The organism is Salinispirillum sp. LH 10-3-1 (genome assembly GCF_030643825.1).
Classification (GTDB): domain Bacteria; phylum Pseudomonadota; class Gammaproteobacteria; order Pseudomonadales; family Natronospirillaceae; genus Salinispirillum.
Genome location: NZ_CP101717.1, coordinates 736,322 through 760,027 on the forward strand (window position 1 = coordinate 736,322; position 23,706 = coordinate 760,027).

The 23,706-nt window shown below is 54.2% G+C and carries 19 protein-coding genes; 11 read left to right on the top strand and 8 right to left on the bottom strand.

What is annotated here, in order from left to right:
• Positions 1-36: 36 nt before the first annotated feature.
• On the top strand, positions 37-366 hold the full coding sequence (locus NFC81_RS03225; RefSeq protein ID WP_304996101.1) for a tryptophan synthase subunit beta like protein: 330 nt from the start codon (positions 37-39) through the stop codon (positions 364-366).
• 10 nt (positions 367-376) lie between these two features.
• Here the strand turns inward: NFC81_RS03225 and NFC81_RS03230 are convergent, their stop codons facing one another.
• Positions 377-2,281, bottom strand: a complete 1,905-nt coding sequence (locus NFC81_RS03230) for an EAL domain-containing protein (RefSeq protein ID WP_304996102.1) — start codon at positions 2,279-2,281, stop codon at positions 377-379.
• 52 nt (positions 2,282-2,333) lie between these two features.
• Complete coding sequence (locus NFC81_RS03235; RefSeq protein WP_304996103.1) at positions 2,334-3,017, bottom strand: transglutaminase-like cysteine peptidase; 684 nt, start codon at positions 3,015-3,017, stop codon at positions 2,334-2,336.
• Between the two features lie 802 nt (positions 3,018-3,819).
• Between NFC81_RS03235 and NFC81_RS03240 the strand changes: the two genes are divergently transcribed.
• Positions 3,820-4,704 carry a serine protease gene (locus tag NFC81_RS03240; RefSeq protein ID WP_304996104.1) on the top strand — a complete coding sequence of 295 codons (885 nt, stop codon included), beginning with the start codon at positions 3,820-3,822 and terminating at the stop codon, positions 4,702-4,704.
• Between the two features lie 204 nt (positions 4,705-4,908).
• Here the strand turns inward: NFC81_RS03240 and NFC81_RS03245 are convergent, their stop codons facing one another.
• From NFC81_RS03245 to mltF, 3 genes are all read right to left on the bottom strand, one after another.
• A complete protein-coding gene (locus NFC81_RS03245) occupies positions 4,909-5,979 on the bottom strand; it encodes a hypothetical protein (RefSeq protein ID WP_304996105.1) in 1,071 nt (356 codons plus the stop codon).
• 47 nt (positions 5,980-6,026) lie between these two features.
• Positions 6,027-6,446, bottom strand: coding sequence for a hypothetical protein (locus NFC81_RS03250; RefSeq protein ID WP_304996106.1), 420 nt, complete (start codon positions 6,444-6,446; stop codon positions 6,027-6,029).
• A gap of 175 nt (positions 6,447-6,621) precedes the next feature.
• Positions 6,622-8,055, bottom strand: a complete 1,434-nt coding sequence (gene mltF / locus NFC81_RS03255) for a membrane-bound lytic murein transglycosylase MltF (protein WP_304996107.1) — start codon at positions 8,053-8,055, stop codon at positions 6,622-6,624.
• Positions 8,056-8,214: 159 nt separating this feature from the next.
• Between mltF and purL the strand changes: the two genes are divergently transcribed.
• From purL to NFC81_RS03285, 6 genes are all read left to right on the top strand, one after another.
• Positions 8,215-12,138: a phosphoribosylformylglycinamidine synthase gene (gene purL / locus NFC81_RS03260; protein ID WP_304996108.1), complete on the top strand. Its 3,924-nt coding sequence runs from the start codon at positions 8,215-8,217 to the stop codon at positions 12,136-12,138.
• Entirely contained in the window at positions 12,090-12,485 is a 396-nt protein-coding gene (locus NFC81_RS03265) for a hypothetical protein (protein WP_304996109.1), read from the top strand. Before purL ends, NFC81_RS03265 begins: the two co-directional genes overlap by 49 nt.
• An 81-nt stretch (positions 12,486-12,566) precedes the next feature.
• Positions 12,567-13,490, top strand: a complete 924-nt coding sequence (locus NFC81_RS03270; protein WP_304997008.1) for a tRNA-dihydrouridine synthase — start codon at positions 12,567-12,569, stop codon at positions 13,488-13,490.
• A 45-nt stretch (positions 13,491-13,535) separates the two neighbouring features.
• Positions 13,536-13,697, top strand: a complete 162-nt coding sequence (locus NFC81_RS03275) for a hypothetical protein (RefSeq protein ID WP_304996110.1) — start codon at positions 13,536-13,538, stop codon at positions 13,695-13,697.
• A gap of 3 nt (positions 13,698-13,700) precedes the next feature.
• The gene (locus NFC81_RS03280; RefSeq protein WP_304996111.1) at positions 13,701-14,186 is read left to right on the top strand and encodes an MgtC/SapB family protein; all 486 of its coding nucleotides are present in this window, start codon (positions 13,701-13,703) and stop codon (positions 14,184-14,186) included.
• A 35-nt stretch (positions 14,187-14,221) separates the two neighbouring features.
• Positions 14,222-15,241, top strand: a complete 1,020-nt coding sequence (locus NFC81_RS03285; protein ID WP_304996112.1) for an adenosine deaminase — start codon at positions 14,222-14,224, stop codon at positions 15,239-15,241.
• Between the two features lie 3 nt (positions 15,242-15,244).
• On the opposite strand, the gene NFC81_RS03290 is transcribed toward NFC81_RS03285, so the two are convergent.
• Positions 15,245-17,293 (bottom strand): EAL domain-containing protein, encoded by a 2,049-nt coding sequence (locus tag NFC81_RS03290; protein WP_304996113.1) that lies wholly within the window; start codon positions 17,291-17,293, stop codon positions 15,245-15,247.
• A 3-nt stretch (positions 17,294-17,296) separates the two neighbouring features.
• Positions 17,297-18,850: a PAS domain-containing methyl-accepting chemotaxis protein gene (locus NFC81_RS03295; RefSeq protein ID WP_304996114.1), complete on the bottom strand. Its 1,554-nt coding sequence runs from the start codon at positions 18,848-18,850 to the stop codon at positions 17,297-17,299.
• A 388-nt stretch (positions 18,851-19,238) separates the two neighbouring features.
• Here NFC81_RS03295 and NFC81_RS03300 point away from each other — a divergent pair, with 388 nt between their 5' ends.
• Together NFC81_RS03300 and NFC81_RS03305 are read left to right on the top strand one after the other, a co-directional pair.
• The gene (locus NFC81_RS03300; RefSeq protein WP_304996115.1) at positions 19,239-19,514 is read left to right on the top strand and encodes a hypothetical protein; all 276 of its coding nucleotides are present in this window, start codon (positions 19,239-19,241) and stop codon (positions 19,512-19,514) included.
• Positions 19,515-19,517: 3 nt separating this feature from the next.
• The gene (locus tag NFC81_RS03305; RefSeq protein WP_304996116.1) at positions 19,518-20,822 is read left to right on the top strand and encodes an ATP-binding protein; all 1,305 of its coding nucleotides are present in this window, start codon (positions 19,518-19,520) and stop codon (positions 20,820-20,822) included.
• 12 nt (positions 20,823-20,834) lie between these two features.
• Here the strand turns inward: NFC81_RS03305 and NFC81_RS03310 are convergent, their stop codons facing one another.
• The gene (locus NFC81_RS03310; RefSeq protein ID WP_304996117.1) at positions 20,835-21,956 is read right to left on the bottom strand and encodes an HDOD domain-containing protein; all 1,122 of its coding nucleotides are present in this window, start codon (positions 21,954-21,956) and stop codon (positions 20,835-20,837) included.
• A gap of 388 nt (positions 21,957-22,344) precedes the next feature.
• Here NFC81_RS03310 and NFC81_RS03315 point away from each other — a divergent pair, with 388 nt between their 5' ends.
• Positions 22,345-23,682 (top strand): HD domain-containing phosphohydrolase, encoded by a 1,338-nt coding sequence (locus NFC81_RS03315; RefSeq protein WP_304996118.1) that lies wholly within the window; start codon positions 22,345-22,347, stop codon positions 23,680-23,682.
• Positions 23,683-23,706 lie beyond the last annotated feature (24 nt).

Here is a 23,706-nt window from a genome sequence, read left to right on the forward strand (position 1 = left end):
GCCCTGCCACGTCATATCAATGAGTGAGCACCCCGCATGTACGTTCAGCGCAACACAGAGGGCGACATCATCGCAGTCAGCCGTGAGCAGACCGCTGATGTTGCTGAGTCAGTGGAAGACAATAGTGCTGAACTGCGTGCTTTTTTGTCTAATGACGACGCTGTAGCGAATAATCAGCTGGCACAATCGGACCAAGATATGGCCCGCGTTCTGGAGGATGTTGTGAATTTGCTGATCGATCGCAGCGTCATTCGTTTTACGGACCTTCCGTTGCCCGCACAGCAAAAACTCATGAATCGCCGTGCGCTGCGTGACCAAATGAATTCCGTCGATTTACTCGGCGACGATGACGACCTAAAAATATAGGTCGTACCTGTTAGCTTACCGCCTTGCCCGTTACACCATCCACACCCAGCTCCCGCAGTAATGTGAAGTCATCTTCCGTATGAATGCCTTGGGCTATCATTTCGATGCCTAATGAATGTCCAATACTGCACAGTCCACGTACGAAATTCTGCTGTGCTGCTTGGCTAGCGATGTCATTGAACAGTGAACCGTCAATTTTGATGTAGTCCAAGCCGATGTCCTGCAAGTTTTCCAGCTGCGCGAAATTCGGGCCGGCGTGCTCCAAGCCGATACGACAACCGAGCTGTTTCAGCGCGCTGACTAGGGCGCGAAATTCCGCTGGATGACGCAGCACCGAAGATTCATGGCATTCCAAGCATAAGCGGCTTAAGTGGCTGGTGTCTTCTTTTAACGCCTGGGTTAGCTGCAACACAAAGCTCGTGTCGGCCAGTGATTCCGCGGATAAGTTGATGGCAAGACTGGCCTGCTGGTTAGGCAGTTCTTGCAAAGCCTTTTGTGCCACCATCAGGTCCAACTCGGCGAGCTGTCCTAAGCGCGCCATCCAAGGGACGAAATAGCCGGCAGCCCGCTCTTGACCGTCTATGGTTAGCCGTGCCGGGGTTTCAAAGTGAATTAAATCGCCGTCCAGAGTGCGCACGGCGTACTGACCCAGTGCTAAGCCTTGCTGAGCTAAGGCGTCTTTAATGGCAATGCGCCAATCGTCGAGGCTCAGATGGAGCGGTCCTGCAGCTGTGGCGGTTACCTCAACTACCCCTTTGTTTCCTATCTGTTCGGCCTGTGCCAAGGCGCCGTCTAATTGAGACATCAAGGGGCCGCGTTCGGTAGTGTCGCCGAACGTACAGGTCGCCATGGGCAAGCCTAAATTTACCTGAGCGTATTGGTCCACCAGTTGGTGCAACGCCTGGGTTACTTGTCGGGTGAGGGCAGTCGCATCATGACGGTCGGGTACCAACAGAATGAAATCACTGCCGTTGGTGCGTCCGGCCATACAGTTACTGTAGGCTGCAGGGACAGCACTGAAAGTCTCACCGATCCGGCGTAATAAATTATCGGTTTCCACACGCCCCAGCGCCCGATTCACTTCCTGCAAGTTCAGCAGGCGCGCCATGACAACCGTGCCGGTTGCCGCTTCATTGTCATTGTGCAAAACGCCGTCGAGCACACTGAAAAAGTACTCTCTATTGGGCAGGCCTGTCACCGCATCGTGTTGCATTTGGCGGCGGTATTCATCCAGCTGGCGGGTTTCTTTCTCCAGCATGGCTCGTACGCGCTCCGATAGCCGATTCATTGCCGTCACCAAACGCTTGAACTCGTGGGTGCGCGGTTCATTAGACAGCACAAACCGACGGTCCCCGATGGCCTCTGCTTGCTGAACCACGGTATCCAGAGGGCGCGATACGGTTTTCAGAAACAGCGTTCCGCCCACACCGCTGAGTAGCCCCATGGCAAGGAACCACTGCAGCAGTCGCACGGTACCTTGCCACAGTGAGTCCACCGCAAAACCGGTGTGGCTGACCACTGTCAATGTACCGTATTGCTCCCAGCCATCCTGCACCAAGGCTTCACCGGGTTCCGCTTGAATTGGAACCCATTGTGCAAACCAGTTCGGTGCGGCGGTATCAACTCGGCCACGATAGGCGCGCTCGACTAGGGTTGCTCCATCGGGGGAGGTTAACGTAATGCGTTCGTAGTGTCCGGCATCGAACTGAGCGGCTAGCAGAAGCTCGATCGTTACCGGGTCCTTGTCGAGCTGCGACATCGACAGTGCCAGAGAAGTTGCGTTGTCGATGTTCTTCAACTGCAACTGTTGCTCCAAATAGACCCGTGCGGAGTAGGTGCTGACGAGAAAGCTCCCGCCAAACGCCAGAATCATCAGGCAGCCAATGGCGAGCCAAAGTTGCTTCATCAGTGACATGAGTCTATGCCTCCAGACATAAAAATTGCGCTATCAAGTGAACGTTGGTTGTTCAAAACTGGAACCCCTCTTGCTGCATGCGTTGCAGTACATCACCCCAGCGCGATAAGCGCGCCGTAGGTTCTGCTGCTGGTGCTGCGCTGTTGCCCACCCATAGGCCTCGGTCATTAAAACTGAACACCGGTCGTAAGTCTGTGCGCTGGTTCGCAGGAACAATGGTGGGGTTGATGTTATCAAGTATTTGCGGCACCGCTGTGGGCGATGGGTAGTAGCCCAGTACCATGTGGGCGACGGAGGCGCCGCGATACTGGGCATTAACGTAGATGAGGCGAAGCCGTTCATTGGGTACGCCGAGCAGACGGAGGGTCATGTATTTGGCGATGCTGTAGTCTTCACAGTCGCCAGCGGCCATGCCGAGTGTTTCCATGGGTGTCGACCAGTAGTCTTCCTCGCCCCAGAGTACGATGTCTTCTACCCATTCAATATAAGTATTGAAGAAGTCGTTTACGGCGGTCAGTTGTTCTTGCTCGCTCAGCGACCGAGCGGATTCTACGAAGTCGAGCCAGCGTTGCAGCATAAACAGGCCGGCTTCGCCGAAATCGGCGACCATGGCGCGCTCCATGCGCGCGCTGTCCACGGTGGCGCCACCACTGGCGGTGGCTACGGAGGCGAGTGTTGTCAGCAATAAACCGAACAGCCATGCACGCCAGGGCCGTCGGTTAACGGCTCCTTCCATGCGGTACGCTCGTTAACAATTCAGAATTTCGGTGTCTATACTAACTGACAGTGGGTGTGTTGTAGAGTGTTGTTTGAACGGCGATAGGGCGGAAAAGCGCAGCGTAGTCCGCCGTTGGAGCACTATCCTCTCGATTCGGCACGGGCTTTTGGGGTATGCCTCCAGCGCTCAACGGCAGGCCGGAAATGCGCGCTTTGAGGCATACGCCCTGCGCCCTTATGCTGCCTCGTCTGGCGTCGTGGTCATTGGCCGGTTGGCGGCAAGGGCTCTCGGGGTATGCCTCCCGCGCTCAACGGCAGGCCGTAAATGCGCGCTTTGAGGCACACGCCCTGCGCCCATGCGCTGCCTCTTCTGGCGTCGTGGTCTCTTGACGACTGGCGGCACGGGCTTTCGGGGTATGCCTCTCGCGCTCAACGGCAGGCCGTGAATGCGCGCTTAGAGGCATACGCCCTGCGCCCATGCCTCTGCATTGGCTCGCCGCAGCCTATAGGGCCGAAAAGCGCAGCGTAGTCCGCCGTTGGAGCGCTATCCTCTCGATTCGGCACGGGCTTTCGGGGTATGCCTCCCGCGCTCAACGGCAGGCCGGAAATGCGCGCTTTGAGGCATACACCTGCGCCCTTGCCTCGGCCAATGTGTGGTGGTTGGCTTATGCAATGGCGGAGGCGGCGAGACGCGGCTAGTAGAGCGATTGTGCGCTTTGTCGCACGTGGGACATTTTGAGGTGCGCCAAGGTAAACGCCGAGGTTATAATGTGGCTAATTCAATGAGTGGGAAGGGATTAAACATGAGGTACAGACTTGGGATGGCTATGCTGGCGTTGATGCTGGCGACCACAGCGGCGGCGTTTTCGTTTGAGCCTAAGATTGTAAATGGAACTCCGGTTGATTATTCAGACCCAGATGATCCGAGATATATCGTGGGAGTCTTTCCTGACGGCGGCATCTGCGGCGGAAGCTATTTAGGTGATAGAAAGGTAGTCACCGCTGCTCACTGTACAGAAGGGGCTTCGCGTGTTCGTGTAGCGTTTACCGAGAGTGGACAAATGTTTCAAGGAAACGGAGCGTTTGGTACTGACGTAATTCTGATTGATGCTGTAGTTGTGCGAGAACACCCTAACTATGAAGACACAACTGCTTTGAATAACGATGTGGCGATAGTATTTCTTGAAGAAGATGCACCTGCTTACGCCCAGCCAGTTCAGATTGCAAGTCCTCAGCAGTCGTTAGATATTATCGCAGACGGAAGCACTTTGACGGCTTATGGATGGGGTACAACAAGCTCGGGTGGGTTCCTCTCCGCTCAGCTATTGAAAGTTGATGTGCATGCGAATTCGATGGCACAGTGCCGATCAGTCTACGGAACATCCAGCATTACTACTAAGATGATTTGTGCTGGGGCGTTTGATAATGGAGATTCCTGTCAAGGAGACAGCGGTGGTCCATTGGTTTTAAATGACGGTGGAATGCCTTATCTAGTAGGTATCACAAGCTTTGGTTTTGGTTGTAACGACCCCAATGTTCCCGGTGTGTATGCCCGTGCATCAGAGTTTACTGAATGGATTGATAGCCTGACACTGGGTTATGCATTAATTGCGGCAAACGTCATAGACGCCCGCACCGGCAACGGTAGCCTAGGCTTCGGTTTTCTGATCATTCTGCTTGGTGGTTTGCTGGTACGTCGTCGCTAGTCACTGTTCATCAAACACCGCCGCTTTACCCGCGGCGGTAGCACAATGTGGGTCTAAGGGGTTTTCTCTATCTAGATAGCTTTTCCGCAGGCGGCGTTAGTGATGTCCTGAACGGTAAAGTGGCCCGTCGTCTTCACTCCAGTTTGTGGTCGCCTCTCCGGTCCCTCTCTCCCATAATCCGCCCTGTGTAGGCAGGTTATTCGTTTATATTGTCCATTGTGTTCCTATGCTGAAGCGCCAGCCTTGCCATGAATCTGTTGCCCAATAGCCTACTGAGGGGCGAAGTGTCCAGTTGGGTGAGGCGGCGAGGTCGGTACTTACATTCAATTGTGTGTCGTGTGTGGTGTCAAATTCGCTGTGCTTTACGTCAACAGTGATGGGCCTCGGGCCTTGCCACGTAACTGCCCCGAACCAGCTTAAGTACAGTTCGTCGTTGTCTATAAAGTCTTCTATGGTGAGTTGCGCCGTGGTCGACCAGTTGTCATTGAGTGTCCAGTAGCCAGTAATACGATGCTGCCAAGGGTCGATGTTGTCTTGGTACCATATTCCTTTTAACCGGTAGGCTATGGCCACTTGTTGCGATAGTTGCAATAGAACACCCGACTGGGCATAGGGTAGAAGCGCTTCTGTGGTCACGACCACACCGCCTTGCGTGTTAAGGGTAAGGTTGCGTACCTGCGCTTGCAGGCCGGTGGATAGGTCTAGGTATAGGGTGTCGGTGTCGCCTGCGGTGTCGTTGTAAAAGTAGCCTTCTACTGTGGCGATGCCGCCCAGATAAAGGGGGTAACCACTCATATTTAGTGTGGCGATATTGGCGTTGCGTTGGTAGCGCAGAGAGCCATTCACTTGTCCTAATTCTAAGACGGGCAGATAACTGAGTTGCAACTGTGCAGCGACTAAGGAATGCGTTCGTGTCTGCTGTTCTTGTTGGCGTCGTGTGGAGAGGTATAAAAGCTGCACCTGTACCCGCACGGCGTCTGGCAGTTCCGGGTCTTCCAGTACGGCGGTTGATTGCTCCAGTGCTTTGGGGTAGTTTTTCAGTCTGATGTGGATGAGCGCCAGTTCCAGCTGTAGCCGGCTTGATGCGGGGTAAGCCGTTTGCAGCTCAAGCAGGGCGTCACGAGCAGCAAAGTAACGCCCGGCGGAGGTCAAGGGCTGGATGTCGCGTAGCTCGGCGCTTAATTCAGTGGCGTGGGTGGCGCTGAGCGGTAGCCATAAAACGCCGCTGATGATGCTTGGCAGCAAACACCGCCGCAATGGCACTTTGATGACCATATTCCCTCAAAGTAAACGCGAACGTGTGGGTTCCCAGTCTAGCGCTTTTATTTTCCCTTGTCGCCCGGTGGTCCGGCAGGTGGAGTTGGTCGGTCTGGCCGATTAGAGTTATTGCCGGGCGCCGGCCGGTTAGGGTTGTTGGCAGGTATCGGCCGATTTTGCAACGCGTCGACAGCGGGGTGGCCTGAGAAGGCTTGTGGGTTACGCTCAAGAAGTTGTTGCAGTGAGATGGTACGGCCGGGCTCAGCGTGGGCATAGACGTCCAGCCAGTAGTCGAGCAGTTGATCGATGTCTTCTATTAGCAGCTGATTGTCGATCAATGAATCTAGGCGATGAACCAGCGCATGAACCTCGCCTTCTCCACTCAGGCCCAGAAGATCATCGGGTAGCGAATCCCAGCCCTGCCAGTCGTTCGCATGCGCCTGGAGACCACCTAGTAGTAGTGCTACTGCGAAGAGTGTTTTCATTACTACCTATCTAGAATAACGCGTTGCCGAGTGGGCGGTATTTTTAAACGCCGACTCAATTGGATGCTCAAATTTTATACTATTTCTGGTGTCTAAGTGCCGGAAGTATGTCTCTTTTTGTAATACGGGTCGGCTGAACCGGGGAGGCAACGGCAAATAATTGACTCTACCGCCGCTACAACAGCGGCGGTAACGATATGCCCGGTACGCCGGGCTGTAATTCCGGGCTGGCGCCGTTCAACTCTCCATCGGTAGGAAACATCCAACGCAACAAGTCATAGTAACGACGAATGTTCTGTACGTAGATCACGGGTTCGTCGCCGCGTGCAAACCCAAAGCGTGTGAAGCGGTAGTAGTCAGGGTCGCGCAGATACGGCAATACTTCTCGAACTTCTATCCAATAATCCGGATTATGGCCCAGCCGTTCGGCTATACGGCGTGCGTCTTCCAAGTGTCCCATGCCGACGTTGTAAGCCGCTAGGGCAAACCACATGCGGTCGGGGTCGGTGATGCGTTCGGGTACACGAGAATGCATGGCGGCGAGGTATTGCGCACCGCCGTAAATACTCTGCGTGGGGTTTAGGCGGTTGGTGACACCCAGGTCGCCCGCGGTGCGCAGGGTGAGCATCATAACGCCGCGCACTCCGGTGGGTGATACGGCGCGTGGCCGCCAATGCGATTCCTGATAACCCACCGCTGCGAGTAGTCGCCAGTCCAGACCGTATTGATCGGCAGCGCCCTGAAAATCATCCAACAGAGCGGGCAAGCGCGAGGTTACGTGGCGCTCAAACAGGCGGATGCCAACGTAGTCGAATTCGCGCAGGTGGCCGAAATAACGGTCGAGCACTAAATGCAGCTGGCCGGACTGTTCTTGGGTGTTGATAAAGTCGTCGGCGGCGTCACGCAGCGAGGTGTCGCGGTCGGCGCGGAACATCCAGCCAACGGGCCGTGGCTCGGTGATGTCGAAGGCGTGGCGCAAGTTGGGGTAAAAGGGTTGGTAGAAAGCGTGGTCGTTCGAGTCGATAACGGCGTAGTCGAACTCGCCTTGGGCTAGGCGTTTGATCAGTTCATCGGTATTTACGGCTAAAGGCACCAAGTCTAAATCCGGGTACTCCTGCTTAAGAGTCTGTGCTGCACGATATTGGGCGCCTCCCACTCTGACAGCGCCCTTCAGCCCCGGTAGGTCTTCTGGTGAACGCACGGTTGTGCGTTTGTACACCACCTGTTGCAGGGCTTCCATATAGGGGCGCGAGTAACCGTATATATCTGTTGGTGCGTCAGGAATGCCCAAACCGCCAATGGCCATGTCGGCGAAGCCGAGGCGCAGGGCTTTTTGCATATCATCAAAAGAGTCGACGGTGTGCAGTTGCAGCTCTACGCCTAAATGATTGGCAAACGCCCGAGCGAAGGTGACTTCAAAGGTAGAAGTTTGCGGATTGAAGTGCCGTGGGTCGTTCATTACTACGGCTTTTAACACGCCATCTCGTTGTACGGTGTCTAAGTATGACAGGCGAGTAAAGCCCAGCCAGAATAGCGTGCTCGCGAGCGTTAAGACGAATGCCCAGCGCAGTCCACGTTTTAAATAGCGTTGTCGCTTCAGAATATGCATGCTAGCGATGAAAGTTGCTCGAGTTTTGAGTATTATACGCGCCGTTCAATCAGTTAGTGCATTTTTCGATCACTGTCCGACGTTCTTGGTGTAAACCATCCACGACACGGGCACCCATTGGCTGATTTCCTTCTTTCCTGAACAGAGGTTTTACGCCCTATGTTGGTTCTTCGCGGTGCTCCCGTACTTTCGCAATTCCGTCGCCAAAAATTGTTGCGTACTGTGCAGGAAAGTGTCCCTGCCGTCACGGCGGTTTACGCAGAATATGCGCACTTTGCCCATCTGAGCGAGGCGATGGATGATGCCGGTCGTCAGGTGTTAGATAAGTTGCTGAAATACGGGCCCAGTGTGCCGGTAGAAGAAACCGCAGGTGAGTTGCTGTTGGTGGTGCCGCGCGCCGGGACTATCTCGCCGTGGTCGTCGAAGGCCACGGATATCGTGCACAATTGCGGCTTGAACCAAGTTCGTCGTATCGAGCGTGGTGTGGCGTATTACGTGCAAACAGAAAAAGGCCTGACCGACGCGGAACGAGCGAAAGTGGAAGGGCTGTTGCACGACCGCATGATGGAAGTGGTGCTGCCGGAATTCGACTCAGCCAGTGCGCTGTTTACGACCGCTGAACCTGCGCCCTTGGGTCATGTAGACATCTTGGACGGTGGGCGAGCGGCACTGGACACCGCTAACTTGGAGTTGGGCTTGGCGTTGGCGGACGACGAAGTCGACTACCTGTTGCATAACTACCAACGGATGCAGCGCAACCCGACCGACGTAGAGTTGATGATGTTTGCGCAAGCGAACTCCGAGCACTGTCGGCACAAGATATTCAACGCCGAATGGCAGGTGGACGGCGAAGCGCAGAGCCATTCGTTGTTTAAGATGATCAAGCATACCTACGAGTGCTACCACGAAGACGTGTATTCCGCGTACCAAGACAACGCGGCCGTTATTGGCGGCTTCAGCGCGGGTCGTTTCTACCCGGACCCGATCAGCCGCGAATACGGCTACCACGAAGAAATGACGCACATCCTGATCAAGGTGGAAACGCACAACCACCCAACGGCCATTTCGCCGTTTCCGGGTGCGGCGACCGGCGCTGGTGGCGAAATTCGAGACGAAGGCGCCACAGGTCTGGGTGGTAAGCCCAAAGCTGCGTTGACGGGCTTTACCGTCAGTGACCTTAAGATCCCCGGTTTCGAGCAGCCGTGGGAAAGCCGATACGGCAAGCCGGGTCGCATCGTTACCGCATTGGACATCATGCTGGAAGGCCCATTGGGCGGCGCGGCGTTCAATAACGAATTCGGGCGCCCGAATCTGGTCGGTTATTTCCGTACCTTTGAGATGGAAGCGCCTAGCGTAACCGGCGAGCAAGTGTGGGGCTACCATAAGCCGATCATGATTGCCGGTGGTTACGGCAACATCAAGCCTGAACACGTGGATAAAGCGTGGGACAACATTCCCGTTGGCGCACAGTTGATCGTGCTCGGTGGCCCGGCCATGCAGATTGGTTTGGGTGGTGGTGCGGCGTCTTCCATGGCGTCGGGCTCGGGCAGCGAGAATTTAGACTTCGCTTCGGTACAGCGCGGCAACCCGGAAATGGAACGCCGCTGCCAAGAAGTCATCGACCGTTGCTGGCAGTTGGGCGATAAGAACCCCTTGGTGTTCATTCACGACGTGGGCGCCGGTGGCTTGTCGAACGCCTTGCCAGAACTTGTGAATGACGGCGGACGCGGTGGTTTGTTCGATCTGCGCAAAGTGCCGAACGACGAGCCGGGCATGTCGCCGTTGGCGATTTGGAGCAACGAGTCGCAAGAGCGTTATGTATTGGCGGTCATGCCTGCACAATTGGAGCAATTCGCTGCCATTTGTGAACGTGAGCGTTGCCCCTTTGCAGTGGTGGGTGAGGCGACTGAAGAACAGCAGTTGCGTGTAACTGACCCGTATTTCAGAAATACACCGGTCGATATGCCCCTGAGCGTTCTGCTGGGCAAGCCGCCGCGTATGCAGCGCTCTTACGAAACCCAAACGCGTCCGTCAGAGTCTTTTAAGCAGAAGATCGATATAACCGAAGCCGCCGAGCGCGTGCTGAAATTGCCAGCCGTAGCGGGTAAGAGCTTTTTGATCACCATTGGTGACCGCTCTATCACCGGCACCGTGGCGCGTGACCAAATGGTCGGCCCGTGGCAGATTCCCGTGGCCAACGCCGCCGTCACCACCACGGGTTACACCAGCTACACCGGTGAAGCCATGGCGATGGGTGAGCGTACCCCGGTGGCTATTTTGAACCCAGCCGCTTCAGGTCGCTTGGCCGTGGGCGAAGTGATCACCAACTTGGCCTCTACGCGCATTCGCAAACTGGGCGACATTAAAATGAGCGCCAACTGGATGGCGGCCGCTGGCCACCCCGGTGAAGACCAAGCCTTGTATGAAACGGTAAAAGCCGTGGGTATGGAGCTGTGTCCCGCACTGGGAATTACCATTCCGGTGGGCAAAGACTCCATGTCGATGAAAACCCAGTGGGAAGACAAGGGCAATGCCAAGTCTGTGGTGTCTCCGGTGTCGTTGATCATGACCGGTGTGGCGCCCGTATTGGATGTACGTAAAACCGTTACGCCGCAATTGGTGGTCGAGCAAGAAGACACCCAATTGCTGTTGGTGGACTTGGGCCGTGGCCGCAACCGTTTAGGGGCCAGTGCGTTAACTCAGGTGTTCCGTCGTGTCGGTAATACACCGGCTGACCTCGACCAGCCGAGCGATTTGAAAGCCTTCTTTGACGTCATGCAGAACCTGCTGGAAGACGACCAAGTATTGGCTTATCACGACCGTGCCGACGGTGGTTTGTTTGCCACCGTGGTGGAAATGGCTTTTGCGGGCCGCACCGGCATCGACATCAACCTCGATTCAGCACTGACGGCGGCGGATGCAGCGCATTCAGAAACCGGATTGGTCGGCCAGCTGTTCAGTGAAGAGCTGGGCGCTGTATTGCAAGTGCGCAAGGCTGATGCGGGCTCCGTGTTGGCGGCCTTCGCTGACGCCGGTTTGGCCGAGTGCGTACACCAGCTGGGTGAGTTGAACGAAGACGACCAAGTGCGCTTCTTTGCCCGTGGTGAAGAGGTGTTGGTGAACACCCGCACGCAGTATCTGCGCTGGTGGTGGGAAACCAGTTACCGCATGCAAGCGCTGCGCGACAACGCCGACTGTGCGAAGAGCGAATTTGATGCGCTGTTGGATGCCGCCAATCCCGGATTGCACGCTCGCCTGACATACGACCCCAGTGAAGACATCACTGCCGCGATCAAAGGTGACCGACCGCGAGTTGCGATTCTGCGCGAGCAGGGCGTGAACGGCCAAATTGAAATGGCGGCGGCCTTTGATCGTGCGGGCTTCCTGACCGAAGACGTACACATGAGCGACATCTTGTCGGGTCGTGTAAACCTGGCATCGTTCCAAGGTTTGGTGGCGTGTGGTGGGTTCTCGTACGGTGACGTGTTGGGGGCAGGTGAAGGTTGGGCGAAGTCCATCTTGTTCAATGCTTCGGCCCGCCAGGCGTTCACCGAGTTTTTTGCACGGCCTGAAACCTTTGCTTTGGGTGTGTGTAACGGTTGTCAGATGCTGTCGAACCTGCATGAAATCATTCCCGGTACCGAGCATTGGCCGCATTTTGTGCGCAACGAAAGTGAGCAGTTTGAAGCCCGTACCGTGATGGTGAAGGTGGAAGAGAGCCCGTCGATCTTCTTGCAAGGGATGGCCGGTTCGCGCATGCCCATCGCTGTGGCGCACGGTGAAGGCCGCGCGGAATTCGCTGATGCCGATGCCGTGCAAGCCGCACTGGACAGCGGTACGGTGGCGCTGCGCTGGGTCGACAACTACGGCAAGCACACCGAGCAGTATCCGTTTAACCCGAACGGTTCACCGAAGGGCATTACCGGTCTGTGCTCGGCCGATGGCCGTGTGACCATTATGATGCCGCACCCGGAGCGCGTATTCCGTGCCGTGACCAGTTCGTGGGCACCGGAAGAATGGGCTGAAGACGGCGCGTGGATGCGGATGTTCCGCAACGCACGGGCTTGGGCGGCACAGCACTGATGGAAGCACTGGCGACGCTCGCAGGCATAGGGTGCCTGGTCGGCATGGTATGGGTGTTGTTCTTTATGAATAAGGGCAAGTCACCTATTTATCAGGTCGACCGGGACCAGATTCTCAGCTTGCTGAAGAAAGTGCTGGCGGGCGACGCGCACGATATGGAATGGCGGACCTTCTTGTCGGTGCAGATCCGCTATGACGAGTTCTTAGAAAGCGTACGCTTCCGCTGTGAAAAGTTGGATGAGCAGTACAGCGGTAACAGTCGCGGTAATATTCTGAACAAAGCGGGGCGTGCTCAGCTTGAGGATATTATTGCTGAACTAGAAGAGTACGATCACAAAGAGTTCTGACCCAAAAACTCCTTTTCACCTCCGAGGTTTTGGATGCTTCCTGCTTCTTCTACTCGTGCTGACAGGCTCTATCTGGCCCCCATGGAGGGGGTGATGGACGCGACCATGCGCGACATCATCACCCGCCAAGGTGGCTTCGACCTTTGCGTCACCGAATTCCTGCGTATTGTCGATGAATTGCTGCCCAGCAAGGTGTTTTACCGCTTGTGTCCTGAACTGGCACACGGCGCTCGTACGCCTTCTGGCACGCCGGTGCGGCTGCAACTGTTGGGAAATAATCCGGAAGCCATGGCGGCGAATGCAGCACGGGCGGTTGAGCTCGGTTCGCCCGGTGTCGACCTGAACTTTGGCTGCCCCGCCAAAACAGTGAATCGCAGTCGCGGCGGCGCGATTCTGTTAACCGAACCCGATACCCTTTATGAGATCGTATCCGCCGTGCGTGCGGCCGTGCCTGCGCAGCTTCCGGTCACCGCCAAGATGCGCTTGGGTTTTGATGACACGGATTTGGCGCTCGACAATGCCCTGGCGCTGCAAGCCGGGGGTGCCGCCGAGATCGTCATTCATGCGCGCACGCGCAAAGATGGCTACAAACCCCCGGCATACTGGCCTCTCATTGCGCCAATTGTGGACCGACTGGACATCCCTATTGTCGCCAACGGCGAAGTCTGGAATGCTAGCGACTACGCGCGCTGCCAACAGGAAAGCGGAGTGCAGGCGGTGATGATTGGCCGTGGCGCCTTGGCGGTGCCCAACCTTGCCAATGTCTTACGAGGGCAGGCGTCGCCTATGCCGTGGCAACAGGTACTGGCTGAGGTAATGGCGTTGGGTGAACGTGACCGTACGGAAGGTCGAGAGCGTTATATGCCCAGCCGCATCAAGCAGTGGTTGAATTACCTCCAGATAGGCTATCCTGAAGCAGAGGCTTTGTTTATGCAGGTGCGTCGTATCGGTAAAGCGCCTGAAATGGCCAGTGCGTTGCAACTGGCAGCATTAGAAATACCGTAATCGGGGTGCACAACGCCCTCAAATTTTATCAACACAGAGGACATCATGGCTAAGCCACTTCCCAAACTACTGACCCAGCGTCAGGAAGCGCACAAACTCATCAGCTGGTTGCAAAATCTGCAGATCCGCTTCGAAGGCTGGAAAGACAAGCGCGCGGTGAATAAAGCCGTGAAAAGCGCACGTCGTAAGCCACCGGTGCAGTACTAAACTATGAACTCTGTGCTGTCGATTGAGCCTTTTCATTGGTTTGATATTGGCGCAGCGTTGCTGTGTGGCTTGGTGATTGGGCTTGAGCGGCAGTTGCGCGGTAAGCCGGTGGGTATTCGTACATCGTCGCTGATCGTGCTCGGCACCTACTTCTTTGTCGTGGCGGCGTCTTCCGTTGCTACTGAATTTACCGACCCGTCACGCATCATCGGCCAAGTGGTAACGGGCGTCGGCTTTCTGGGCGCTGGGGTGATGATGACCAAAGATGGCACAGTACTGGGCGTCACCTCGGCGGCAGTGATTTGGGGCTTGGCGGCGTTGGGCGTGGTAGTGGCCGTGGGTGAATCCTTGACAGCCATCAAACTGTCGCTGCTGCTGGTGGCCGTGCTGTACGGCGTGGATATGCTGGAAAATTATTCGACCATGTTCACACGCGGCGTGCATTCACGCTATCGGGATTGGCGGCGTCGCAGCACAGACTCCAAATAGCACCGCATAAGCACAATAATACTCGCGGAGGAATCATGACAGCAGAACTCATAGCCCTGGCGGAGCGTGTCCCCAAAGTTGAATTGCACCTGCACATTGAAGGCAGCTTGGAACCCGAACTCATGTTCGCACTGGCGCAGCGCAACGGGGTGGCACTGCCGTACGACAGTGTTGAAGCCGTGCGCGCCGCCTACCAGTTCAGCAACCTGCAAGAATTCCTCGATCTTTACTACCAAGGCATGTCAGTCCTGCAAACCGAGCAAGACTTCTACGACCTCACCATGGCGTACTTGCAGCGCATTCACGCCGACAACGTGGTGCATACAGAAGTCATGTTCGATCCGCAAGGGCACCTTGAGCGCGGTATCGCCTTCGAAACGGTGTTTAACGGCATCGAACGTGCGTTGCGTGATGGCGAGCGGCAAATGGAGATCAGCTATCGGTTGATCATGTCTTTTCTGCGCCATCTGTCTGAAGAAAGCGCTTTTGACACACTGCGTGAAGCCGAGCCCTTTTTGGGCCGTATTGACGCCGTTGGCTTGGATTCTTCAGAAAAAGGTCATCCGCCTGAAAAGTTCGCCCGGGTGTTTGCGCGTTGCCGCGACCTGGGCTTAAGACTGACGGCGCATGCCGGAGAAGAAGGACCACCAGACTACGTCTGGCAGGCTATAGACGGCATAGGAGTGGATCGAATTGACCACGGTAACCGCGCATTGGAAGACGAAGCGCTGGTGGCGGAACTGGTTGAGCGCAAGCTCACATTGACCGTCTGCCCGTTATCGAACCTTAAGCTTTGCGTGGTCGACGACATGGCCCAACACCCCATTCTAGATATGCTGAAACGCGGCCTGAAAGCGACTGTGAACTCCGATGATCCAGCGTATTTCGGTGGCTATGTGAACGACAACTATCGTGCGTTGATAGCACACCTGCCGCTGACGCACAGCCACCTCTATGATTTAGTTCGCAATGGCTTTGATGGCGCGTGGATGACGAATGCAGAACGGCAAAAGCATATACGCACGCTGGACCAGGCTTTCAGCGTGCGTTGTTGAGCCTCAGGGTTTAGGGATGTTGAGTGCAGTCATAATGGGTTGGGGTTTGCCCAAAAAGAAGCCTTGACCTACCCGGCAGTCCAGTGATTTCAGTATGTTCACTTGTTCTTGAGTCTCAATGCCCTCGGCCACCACATCTAATTGCATTGCATCGGCCATGGCAATAATACCTTCGACCAGTCTCAGCCCTTTGGCGGTGTTTAAGCCTTCGACAAATACTCGGTCAATTTTGAGGACATCGACAGGTAAATCGGCCAAATAACTCAGTGAAGAATAGCCGGTACCGAAGTCATCTATGTTCACTCGAATACCCCGATCGCGCAGTGTGCGCAAGTTGTCTTGTGTTTTGTCTTCGCGGTCCATCAACACACCTTCGGTGATCTCCAGTTCGATCAGTGTTGTTGTCAGATTCGCTTTCTGTAAACAAGAAAACAGAAAATCACAAAAATCGGCATGACCGAAATGACGCATGGTGATATTAATTGCGATGGGCTTGATACTGAGTCCCGCCTTTTGTGCGGTAACGAGTGCCTCGCAGACATGCTCAAGTACATAGCGGTCCAACTCCGGACCTAACCCCATGCTTTCAGCAATGGGGATGAATTCGCCGGGTGATACGAACACTGTGCCATCATGCCAGCGCAGCAGTGCTTCGTAGCCAGCCAGCTTGCTGTCAGCAAGGGTAAACTTGGGCTGCAGATAGACTTCCAGCTGTGCTAGGTCCAGCGCAATGCGCAATCGTTGCTCGATGTCTAAGGTACGCATTAAGGTTTGCTGTTGCTGAGGGTTGTAAAACCCCAATCCGTCAACCAAACGATCTCTGTAAAAGATAGCCGACTCGGCCATGCGAATCACTGTGTCAATATCAGCACCATCATGTGGGTAATGCGCGATGCCGACTCGCCCCCGCACCGTCAGCAGGTGTTCACCTAATTGATAGGGTTCTTGTAGCTCTTCAATGACTGCTGCAGCCATCACAGCAGTATCGCTGCTGTGTTCAACAGGATAAACGACGATAAAATCATCACCTCCCGGACGAGCTATCAAGGCGTTGTCCGGCAGTGTGCTGTTGAGTCGCTGGGCGGCGATCAACAGCAACTGATCGCCTAGGTCATGACCAAATTTTTGGTTGATCAGTCCAAAATGATTGCAGTCGAAGTACAACACGGCGTAAGTTTCGTGTCGTTTGGTTTGTTTGCTAAAACGATGCAACAAAGCTTGTCGATTCAGCAGGCCGGTTAGCTGGTCATGGGACATCAAATACTGGGCGCGCTCCATGGCCGCTTCGCGGTCAGTGACATCCAATCCATAGCCTTGAATTTCTACCCCAAATTCTTCTGAAACCTTAAGGGCGCTAAAGGTCCAGTCGATCGTTCTGTCAGGAGCAGTCCCGCTCATGTTGAGCAACAGACCAAGCTCTTCGACACCCTCTCCGGCTTCGAATAAGGCGTTCAGTGAGCGCTGGGCAAAGGCGCGCTGGTTTTCGTCAATAAGATCTAGAAAGTTCTTCCCAATAAGTTCACTCTCTGCAGAGCCTAATCCGTCAACACTGCTTTGATTCACAAAAGACAATCGGAGGTGCTCATCCAAGCGACAAATCATTTCTTTTTGGTTTTGCACAATGTCTTTGAAGCGCTTTTCAGCACGAGCCAGCTGCAACAGGAGTTTTTTCTCTCCGGTCAAATCATGGCAAACGCCGATGAACATACGTCCACTGTCGGTTAATGCTTCGCCCACGGATAGGTGCATGGGGAATAGGCTGCCGTCTTGACGCTGACCGGGGACGTCACGTCCGATGCCAATGATTTTTGCTTTGTAGCCTTTCAGGTAGTTTTCAATGTATTCATCGTGTTGCTCAGCATAGTGTCGGGGCATTAATGCATTCACGCTCTGCCCAATGACTTCATCGCGCTTATAGCCAAACAGTTTTTCTGCCGCTTGGTTGAACGAATGAATAATGCCTTGTTCGTCAATGGTGATGATGCCATCGACCGCTGCCTCTACGAGTGCACCGTAGAGACTGTCGATATTGCTTTTTGCTGAGTTGTTCATGGTTTACCTTTGGAAGCGCAGCACTATCTCGTTTAGATTTGCCGCCACTTCCTGAATGTGTAACACACTGTCTGACGCTGCATTGGCTTTACCCATGCTATCTCCGGCCATGCCGGCGATACTCACTACTTGTTTATTGATGTCTTCTGCCACTTGTGACTGTTCCTCTACCGCTGCGGCCATTTGAGTGGCCATGTCAGTGATGCTTTGTACTGCATCCGATATACCCATCAACATACTTTCGGTTTCCACTACTTGGCTTAAACCGTTTTCTGCATCGGACTTGCCACTGTCCGCCGTAGAGACAGCAACTTTGGCTTTGGCGGTTAAGTCTTTAATAATGGTCTGAATTTCCTGAGTCGAGCCTTGAGTGCGTTGCGCGAGTTGGCGCACCTCGTCGGCTACGACGGCAAAACCCCGACCCTGCTCGCCAGCCCGCGCTGCTTCAATAGCAGCGTTTAACGCCAGCAAGTTGGTTTGATCGGCGATCTGCTCGATCATCTGGGCGGCTTTAGTAATTAACAAGGTTTGTTCGGACAGCTCGGATACTGAATTACTGATGTTGGCGACTGTGTCACGCAGATGCTCAATGGCTTGCCGCGTGCTGACCGCAACCTTGCGCCCATTGCGAGCCAGTTGATTGGACTCTGATGCGCTCTGTGCGGTCTGCTGTACATGGCCAGCTACTTCATTGATGGTCGCCGTCATTTCATTCATGGCTGCAGCTACCTGATCAGTCTCTTGCTGCTGTTGTTCTATGACTTGGGTCGACTCGCGTGACATCAGCAATCCGTCGTCTGAACTTGTCTTGACGCGGTAGGCGGCGTCCTCAATGCGCGTTAACACGGTTCTTAGGTGTGCCTGCTCACTGAGCAAAGCTACTTGCAGTGCACCACTGACACCGGAGTCGTCTGTATAAGAACTGACTGCCAGCGGGTGCTTGTAAGCGTGCTCGGTGAGTGCCGAGAGTTTCTTAGACAATGTGTTTTGTTGCCATTGTGCCCAAATACTAAAGGCGACCGCACTGACGAGGCCAATGGTTAATGCCAATGTTGGTGTGGTGGTGATGAGTAGGGCCAAAAACAGCAGACTGGCGGCTAGTGGCAGCATGAGTTTTGGCTTTTGCCACGCCGGGCGCACACGCACGCCGCGAGCATTTATGCTCCGATACAGTTTCTCTGCGCGCGCTATGTCTTCCCTACGCGGGCAAGAGCGCACAGACTCATACCCGATGACGCGACCTTGTTCAGTAACTGGCGTGACATAAGCATCTACCCAGTAAAAGTCACCGTTTTTACTGCGGTTTTTAACCAACCCCATCCACGGCTTGCCCGCTTTTAAATGTTCCCACATTACCTCGTAGGCCTGGGGCGGCATATCCGGGTGGCGCACGATGTTGTGTGGGCTGCCAATTAACTCCTCGCGTGTAAAGCCGCTGATGTCGACGAACGCATCGTTGCAATGGGTGATCTTACCTTTCAGGTCGGTAGTAGATACCAGTCGTTCGGAAGGTTTAAATGTGCGTTCGTGGTCAGTAACCGGCAGGTTCTTGCGCATTGTGCAGTGTTCCTTTTGCCATAGTAGGCTTACAAAAAACCGTCGTGTCAAATAGATGAATTTTGATCAACGATTTAGACAAATCTAATGATTAGTATGATCCATGTGACTAGATAGTCAAGAAAGTGTGATCTGCATCACAATTAATTTTCTAGAGTTATACCGTGATCGTATGTTCAAACTTGGGTTATTTAGCTAGCAAGCTCCGTAAAGTAACAAACATCGGTGAACAGCAGCGTCCTGAGCTAGACTTAAGGATAGAATGGTTCTTCGACTGCTGCCATGTAAAGGCAGAGAAGAAGCCATTATAAGGTTAATGAGGCGTTGGTCGCGTACGAAGCGGGTAGTGCTGAGGTGATTTTCTTAGATCTCACCATGCCTGAGCTTGATGGAAGAGTCGTTGTTGGACATCTCCATTATCTTGTCGGGTGCCAGTTTGCAAGGCTTTACGAAGCAGCTGGATCTGGTGACGCAAATAAGCCCGCCAATGTTGTTTAAGCCCTCGTTGCAAGCGGTGCCGATTGACCAATGGCATTTGGCCTTGTGGATAGAAATTGTGTTTTTAGTAGACCAAGCCGAGTTTGAAGCCAGAACGGTGGTGTGTTTAGCGGACAATGGACTGGAGCAGATGCTGTCGCATCTTGATCAACTTTTGGAAGGATAAAATGTGATAAGTGATGAAGCCTCTCGTCTCTTTTTAGACCAGTTGTCCTTTGCCGTCTGCATTGTAGATGCGGAGTATAGCGTGCTGTTCGCCAATCGGTCGTACTGCACTCGGGCAGGGATGAAGTTGGATAAAATCGTTGGCATGAGTGTGCTTGAACTGTATCCGGAGATTTCGGACTACCTTAAACGTAAGATCGATACCGTATTTGTGATTGAGTCGCCCAGTTTTTCGTACTGGGAACAGCGGCCGCATGTGTTTCCCTTCAAAAGCTCGCGACCCGTGTCCGGTGACGAAGAGCTGATGTACCAGAATTTAGAGATTATTCCGATATCCGATGGCGACGTCGGTGGATTATTGGCCTGTTTGTGCGTTTACGATGTGACCTTGCAAGCCAGTCAGCATTTGGAATTACAGCGCCTAAAAGATGAATTGCAAAAGGAACACGCGGCGCAAAAGGTACTGATTACCAAGCTGGAAGATACGCGCGGTCAATTGATGCAGTCGGAAAAAATGGCCTCTATTGGCCAGTTGGCGGCGGGTATCGCACATGAAATCAATAACCCGTTAGGCTTTATTACCTCCAACGTACAGAGCCTGCAACACTACCTCCACAAGTACCACGAGGTGATTGACGGGTTGGATAAGTTGTTGAGCGACGTGGCCACGCCTGAGATGTTAAAAGCGCGAGATGCGCTGTACGAAGCCACTCAACTGGCGTTCATGCGGACGGATTCAATTGATTTGATTCAAGAGTCGCAGGAAGGTTCAGAACGCGTCATGTCGATTGTGACGAGTTTAAAAGACTTTTCCCACATCGATAATTCCGACTGGGCGATGGCTAACTTGGTGGCGGGTATTGAGTCTACATTGAAAATTGTGAACAACCAGATCAAGTATTCGATCGATGTTATACGTGATTTTGCGCCGGACGTGCCCGAGATCTATTGTCAGCCTATGCAATTGAATCAGGTGGTGTTGAACTTGTTGATCAATGCCAGCCAAGCGATGGAGGGCAAAGGCGAGATTCGTATCAGCTTGCAACGCAGCGGCGATGATTACGTGAAGCTGGGGGTTAAGGACACCGGCACCGGGATTGAGCCCGACCATATGAACCGCTTGTTTGAACCCTTCTTTACCACAAAAGAAGTGGGCTCCGGCACGGGGCTGGGTTTGTCGGTGTCGTACAGCATTATTAAGGCGCACCAAGGTACCATTGAGGTGGCCAGTGAGTTGGGCAAGGGTACGGAGTTCACGCTGACGTTGCCGGTGGATTATCGTAAGTTACCGGAAGGCGTCGAACAGTAAGCTGCAAGCCAATTAGGATGCGTGTTGCAATAGCGACGCTATAGAGGTCTCGTTCACGCTTCTGGCCAACAGATCTTTCGGTGGGCTCTCGCCCTTAGAGACGAACCCGGCACAGGCGACGAGCGCCGCGCTGTCCGACTTCAGTGCTGTGGTGTCGCCGGCACTCTGCTCCAGAATGAGCTGGCACAGGCTAGAGTCAAAGCCCCACAGTGTGAGCAAGTAAGCGGTGACGATGGCGTCCGTCGCGAAGGACTCGGGTGTCGCGTCCGCGAGTAGGGCTTGGTTGCTCTCGGTCGATGTCATCAGTCGCCCCAACGATCCGAGTAGGCTGGCCATGTAAACTTGGTCGGCTGCTTTTTGACCCATATTGGCATACGCAGCCATCTTTCTGCTCAGGTTGGCTTGCATAAAAGCGGCGTCGGCAATCGACTTATGCACCGCAGGCGAAATCAGCGACTGCAATTGCTGGTGCGACTGTAAGGCCAGCACCATTGAGCAGATCAAGCGAGCGCCCAGCCTGTTCGCGGCCTCAAGCACCGACAACGTGCTGCGGGAAAACCCTAAGAACGGCGAATTGGCAATCTGCAAAAACCTGCCGCTGAGATAAGCGTCTTGCTCAATCAACCTGGCCATGTCCTCTAGACCGGCATCCGGAGACTTTAGTAGCGTGCAGAGCTTGTTGTAGATGGCAGGCAATATCGGGAGGTCACGCAGGCGCCCGAGCTTGGTGCGGGTTTCAAGGGTCAACGGCAGGTTCGCTAACGATTCCGTACTGTCCAACAAATGCAGAATGTCGTCGTCGGTAAACGGTTTGGCTAACAAGAAATGGACTACACCTTTGTTGTGCGTCAGCACTTTTTCGTCGTTGAATCCGGTCAGTAAGGCGCGCAAAGTGAGTGGCGAATGTATATGAGCATGGGCCAACAGTTCAGCTCCATTTAGGCGAGGCATCAGGAGGTCGGTCAGCAGTACATGGGGCGACTCACCCTGTTCCAGACGCTGTTGCGCCTCCAAAGGGCTGGTGAGCAAGGTGAAGTGCCATTCGGGCTTTAGCCTGTTCAGCGTGCGACGAATAGAGTTGGTGAACATCTTGTCGTCGTCTACGACCATGATGGAGAAGACCGTTGCGGTCATTGTGATTGCTCCCTAGTGCTGCGCAGGTATTGATGGGTGCAGGAACGTGCTATGTTTCATGGCACTTTTGGTGTTGCATTTTTTGAGACAACTTGTTCGCCGCGCAGTATAGCAGAGGTATCGGCTGGCCTGAGGGAGATGTATGTATATTGTCCCATTTTATAAGTGTAAATGTCTCATTGAGCCGGGTGGTGTTACCTCGGAAATGGGACAAGCTGCTCCTGAAAGTGTGAATTCATGCCCGATCTCAACTACGCTGTAGAGAGAGTGGGCTCTATTTTTATCGCACCCTTTTTCGCGCTCTCAGCGCACGAGGTTAAGGATTTGAAGTTTGCGCTTATACGGTCGGAGGGCGTTGGTGCCCTAATTAATCTAGAAGGAGGGTTCCATGACAGTGAACGATGAGGCTTTGCCTGCGCCTAAGGTGCTGTTCGTTGATGATGAGGAGAGCATCCTCAAGTCGTTGCGTCGCTTGTTTGTGCCCAGAGGTTTGGACGTCGAGGTAATGCCGAGTGGTGAGGCGGCGCTGGTGTACCTGAAAGATAACAAGGTAGACCTGATCATGAGTGATATGCGCATGCCCGGCATGAACGGGGCCGAGTTTTTGGCGGCTGCGGCGAAGGCGCGGCCGGATACCTACCGTGTGTTGTTGACCGGCTATTCGGATATTTCATCGACCGTGGCCGCCGTGAACGAAGGGCGTATTCACCGGTATGTTGCTAAGCCGTGGGTGAATGAACAACTGGTGGCGGTGGTGGATGAAGGCGTGGCTATTTCTCGCATGGCCGACGAAAACAAGCGGCTAACTGCGAAAGTCGCTCACCAAAACAAGCAGTTGCGGACGTTCAACGAGTCGTTGGAAGAGCGCGTAGCGGTGCGTACCCAGCAGTTGAGTAAGGCCATTAAGAAACTCAAACGCGTAAACGAGAGCGTTCAGACGAGCTACAGTGCGACGTTGAATGTGCTGTACAACATCATAAACCTCAACCCGGCGGTCGATGGCCGGCAGGCGCAATTAGTGAGCGGACTGTGCCGGATTATTGGCCAAGAGTTAGGGCTAGAAGGCGAACGCCTGGAAAATCTGGCGTTGTCGGGACTGTTGTCCCAAATTGGGGTGCTGGGTTTGGAGTACGACGTGGCGATAAAGCCCGTTTTGCAAATGAGCACGGCGGAACGAGCGCGGTTCTATACGCACCCGCAGATTGCCCGCACGATTATGTCGCCTGCGCCGCACTTGGACCCTATTTGTAGCGTTTTAGAGGCGCAATATGAGCGCTTCAGCGGCGCCGGTTTGCCGAAGGGCTTGCAAGGCAGCTCAATCCCGTTGGAAGCGCGCATCGTATCCGTGGCGCGAGACTTTTGCGCGACCTTGAAGGAAAGCGGTGGTCTTACTGATACCTCTACCAAAGAGGCGAAGAAAATAATCCGTCTGGGCCGTGGCACCGTATATGATCCCGAGTTGGTAGATCGTGTACTGAAGATAGATATCAAAGAACTGCTCAATGCAGACAAAGACGAGAACACGAGGACGCTGGACGAGTTAGAGCCTGGGATGGTGTTGGATGAGGACATCTTCAACCTCGCCGACATGCTCTTGCTGGCAACGGGGACTGTGCTCACCCCAAAGAGCATTAATAAACTGCGTGAATTCGAGCAGTCGCACGACCAAGTTCTGCATGTACGTGTGTTGCCCCAAGTGGTTATCCAAGAGGATGACACGGGTTAATAAACTTGAACGGTGGATGTATGG

Coding starts and splice junctions, on each gene's coding strand:
- NFC81_RS03225 (WP_304996101.1), top strand. CDS start 37: ATGTACGTTCAGCGCAACACAGAGGGCGACATCATCGCAGTCAGCCGT.
- NFC81_RS03230 (WP_304996102.1), bottom strand. CDS start 2,281: ATGTCACTGATGAAGCAACTTTGGCTCGCCATTGGCTGCCTGATGATT.
- NFC81_RS03235 (WP_304996103.1), bottom strand. CDS start 3,017: ATGGAAGGAGCCGTTAACCGACGGCCCTGGCGTGCATGGCTGTTCGGT.
- NFC81_RS03240 (WP_304996104.1), top strand. CDS start 3,820: ATGGCTATGCTGGCGTTGATGCTGGCGACCACAGCGGCGGCGTTTTCG.
- NFC81_RS03245 (WP_304996105.1), bottom strand. CDS start 5,979: ATGGTCATCAAAGTGCCATTGCGGCGGTGTTTGCTGCCAAGCATCATC.
- NFC81_RS03250 (WP_304996106.1), bottom strand. CDS start 6,446: ATGAAAACACTCTTCGCAGTAGCACTACTACTAGGTGGTCTCCAGGCG.
- mltF (WP_304996107.1), bottom strand. CDS start 8,055: ATGCATATTCTGAAGCGACAACGCTATTTAAAACGTGGACTGCGCTGG.
- purL (WP_304996108.1), top strand. CDS start 8,215: ATGTTGGTTCTTCGCGGTGCTCCCGTACTTTCGCAATTCCGTCGCCAA.
- NFC81_RS03270 (WP_304997008.1), top strand. CDS start 12,567: ATGGAGGGGGTGATGGACGCGACCATGCGCGACATCATCACCCGCCAA.
- NFC81_RS03275 (WP_304996110.1), top strand. CDS start 13,536: ATGGCTAAGCCACTTCCCAAACTACTGACCCAGCGTCAGGAAGCGCAC.
- NFC81_RS03280 (WP_304996111.1), top strand. CDS start 13,701: ATGAACTCTGTGCTGTCGATTGAGCCTTTTCATTGGTTTGATATTGGC.
- NFC81_RS03285 (WP_304996112.1), top strand. CDS start 14,222: ATGACAGCAGAACTCATAGCCCTGGCGGAGCGTGTCCCCAAAGTTGAA.
- NFC81_RS03290 (WP_304996113.1), bottom strand. CDS start 17,293: ATGAACAACTCAGCAAAAAGCAATATCGACAGTCTCTACGGTGCACTC.
- NFC81_RS03295 (WP_304996114.1), bottom strand. CDS start 18,850: ATGCGCAAGAACCTGCCGGTTACTGACCACGAACGCACATTTAAACCT.
- NFC81_RS03300 (WP_304996115.1), top strand. CDS start 19,239: ATGGAAGAGTCGTTGTTGGACATCTCCATTATCTTGTCGGGTGCCAGT.
- NFC81_RS03310 (WP_304996117.1), bottom strand. CDS start 21,956: ATGACCGCAACGGTCTTCTCCATCATGGTCGTAGACGACGACAAGATG.
- NFC81_RS03315 (WP_304996118.1), top strand. CDS start 22,345: ATGACAGTGAACGATGAGGCTTTGCCTGCGCCTAAGGTGCTGTTCGTT.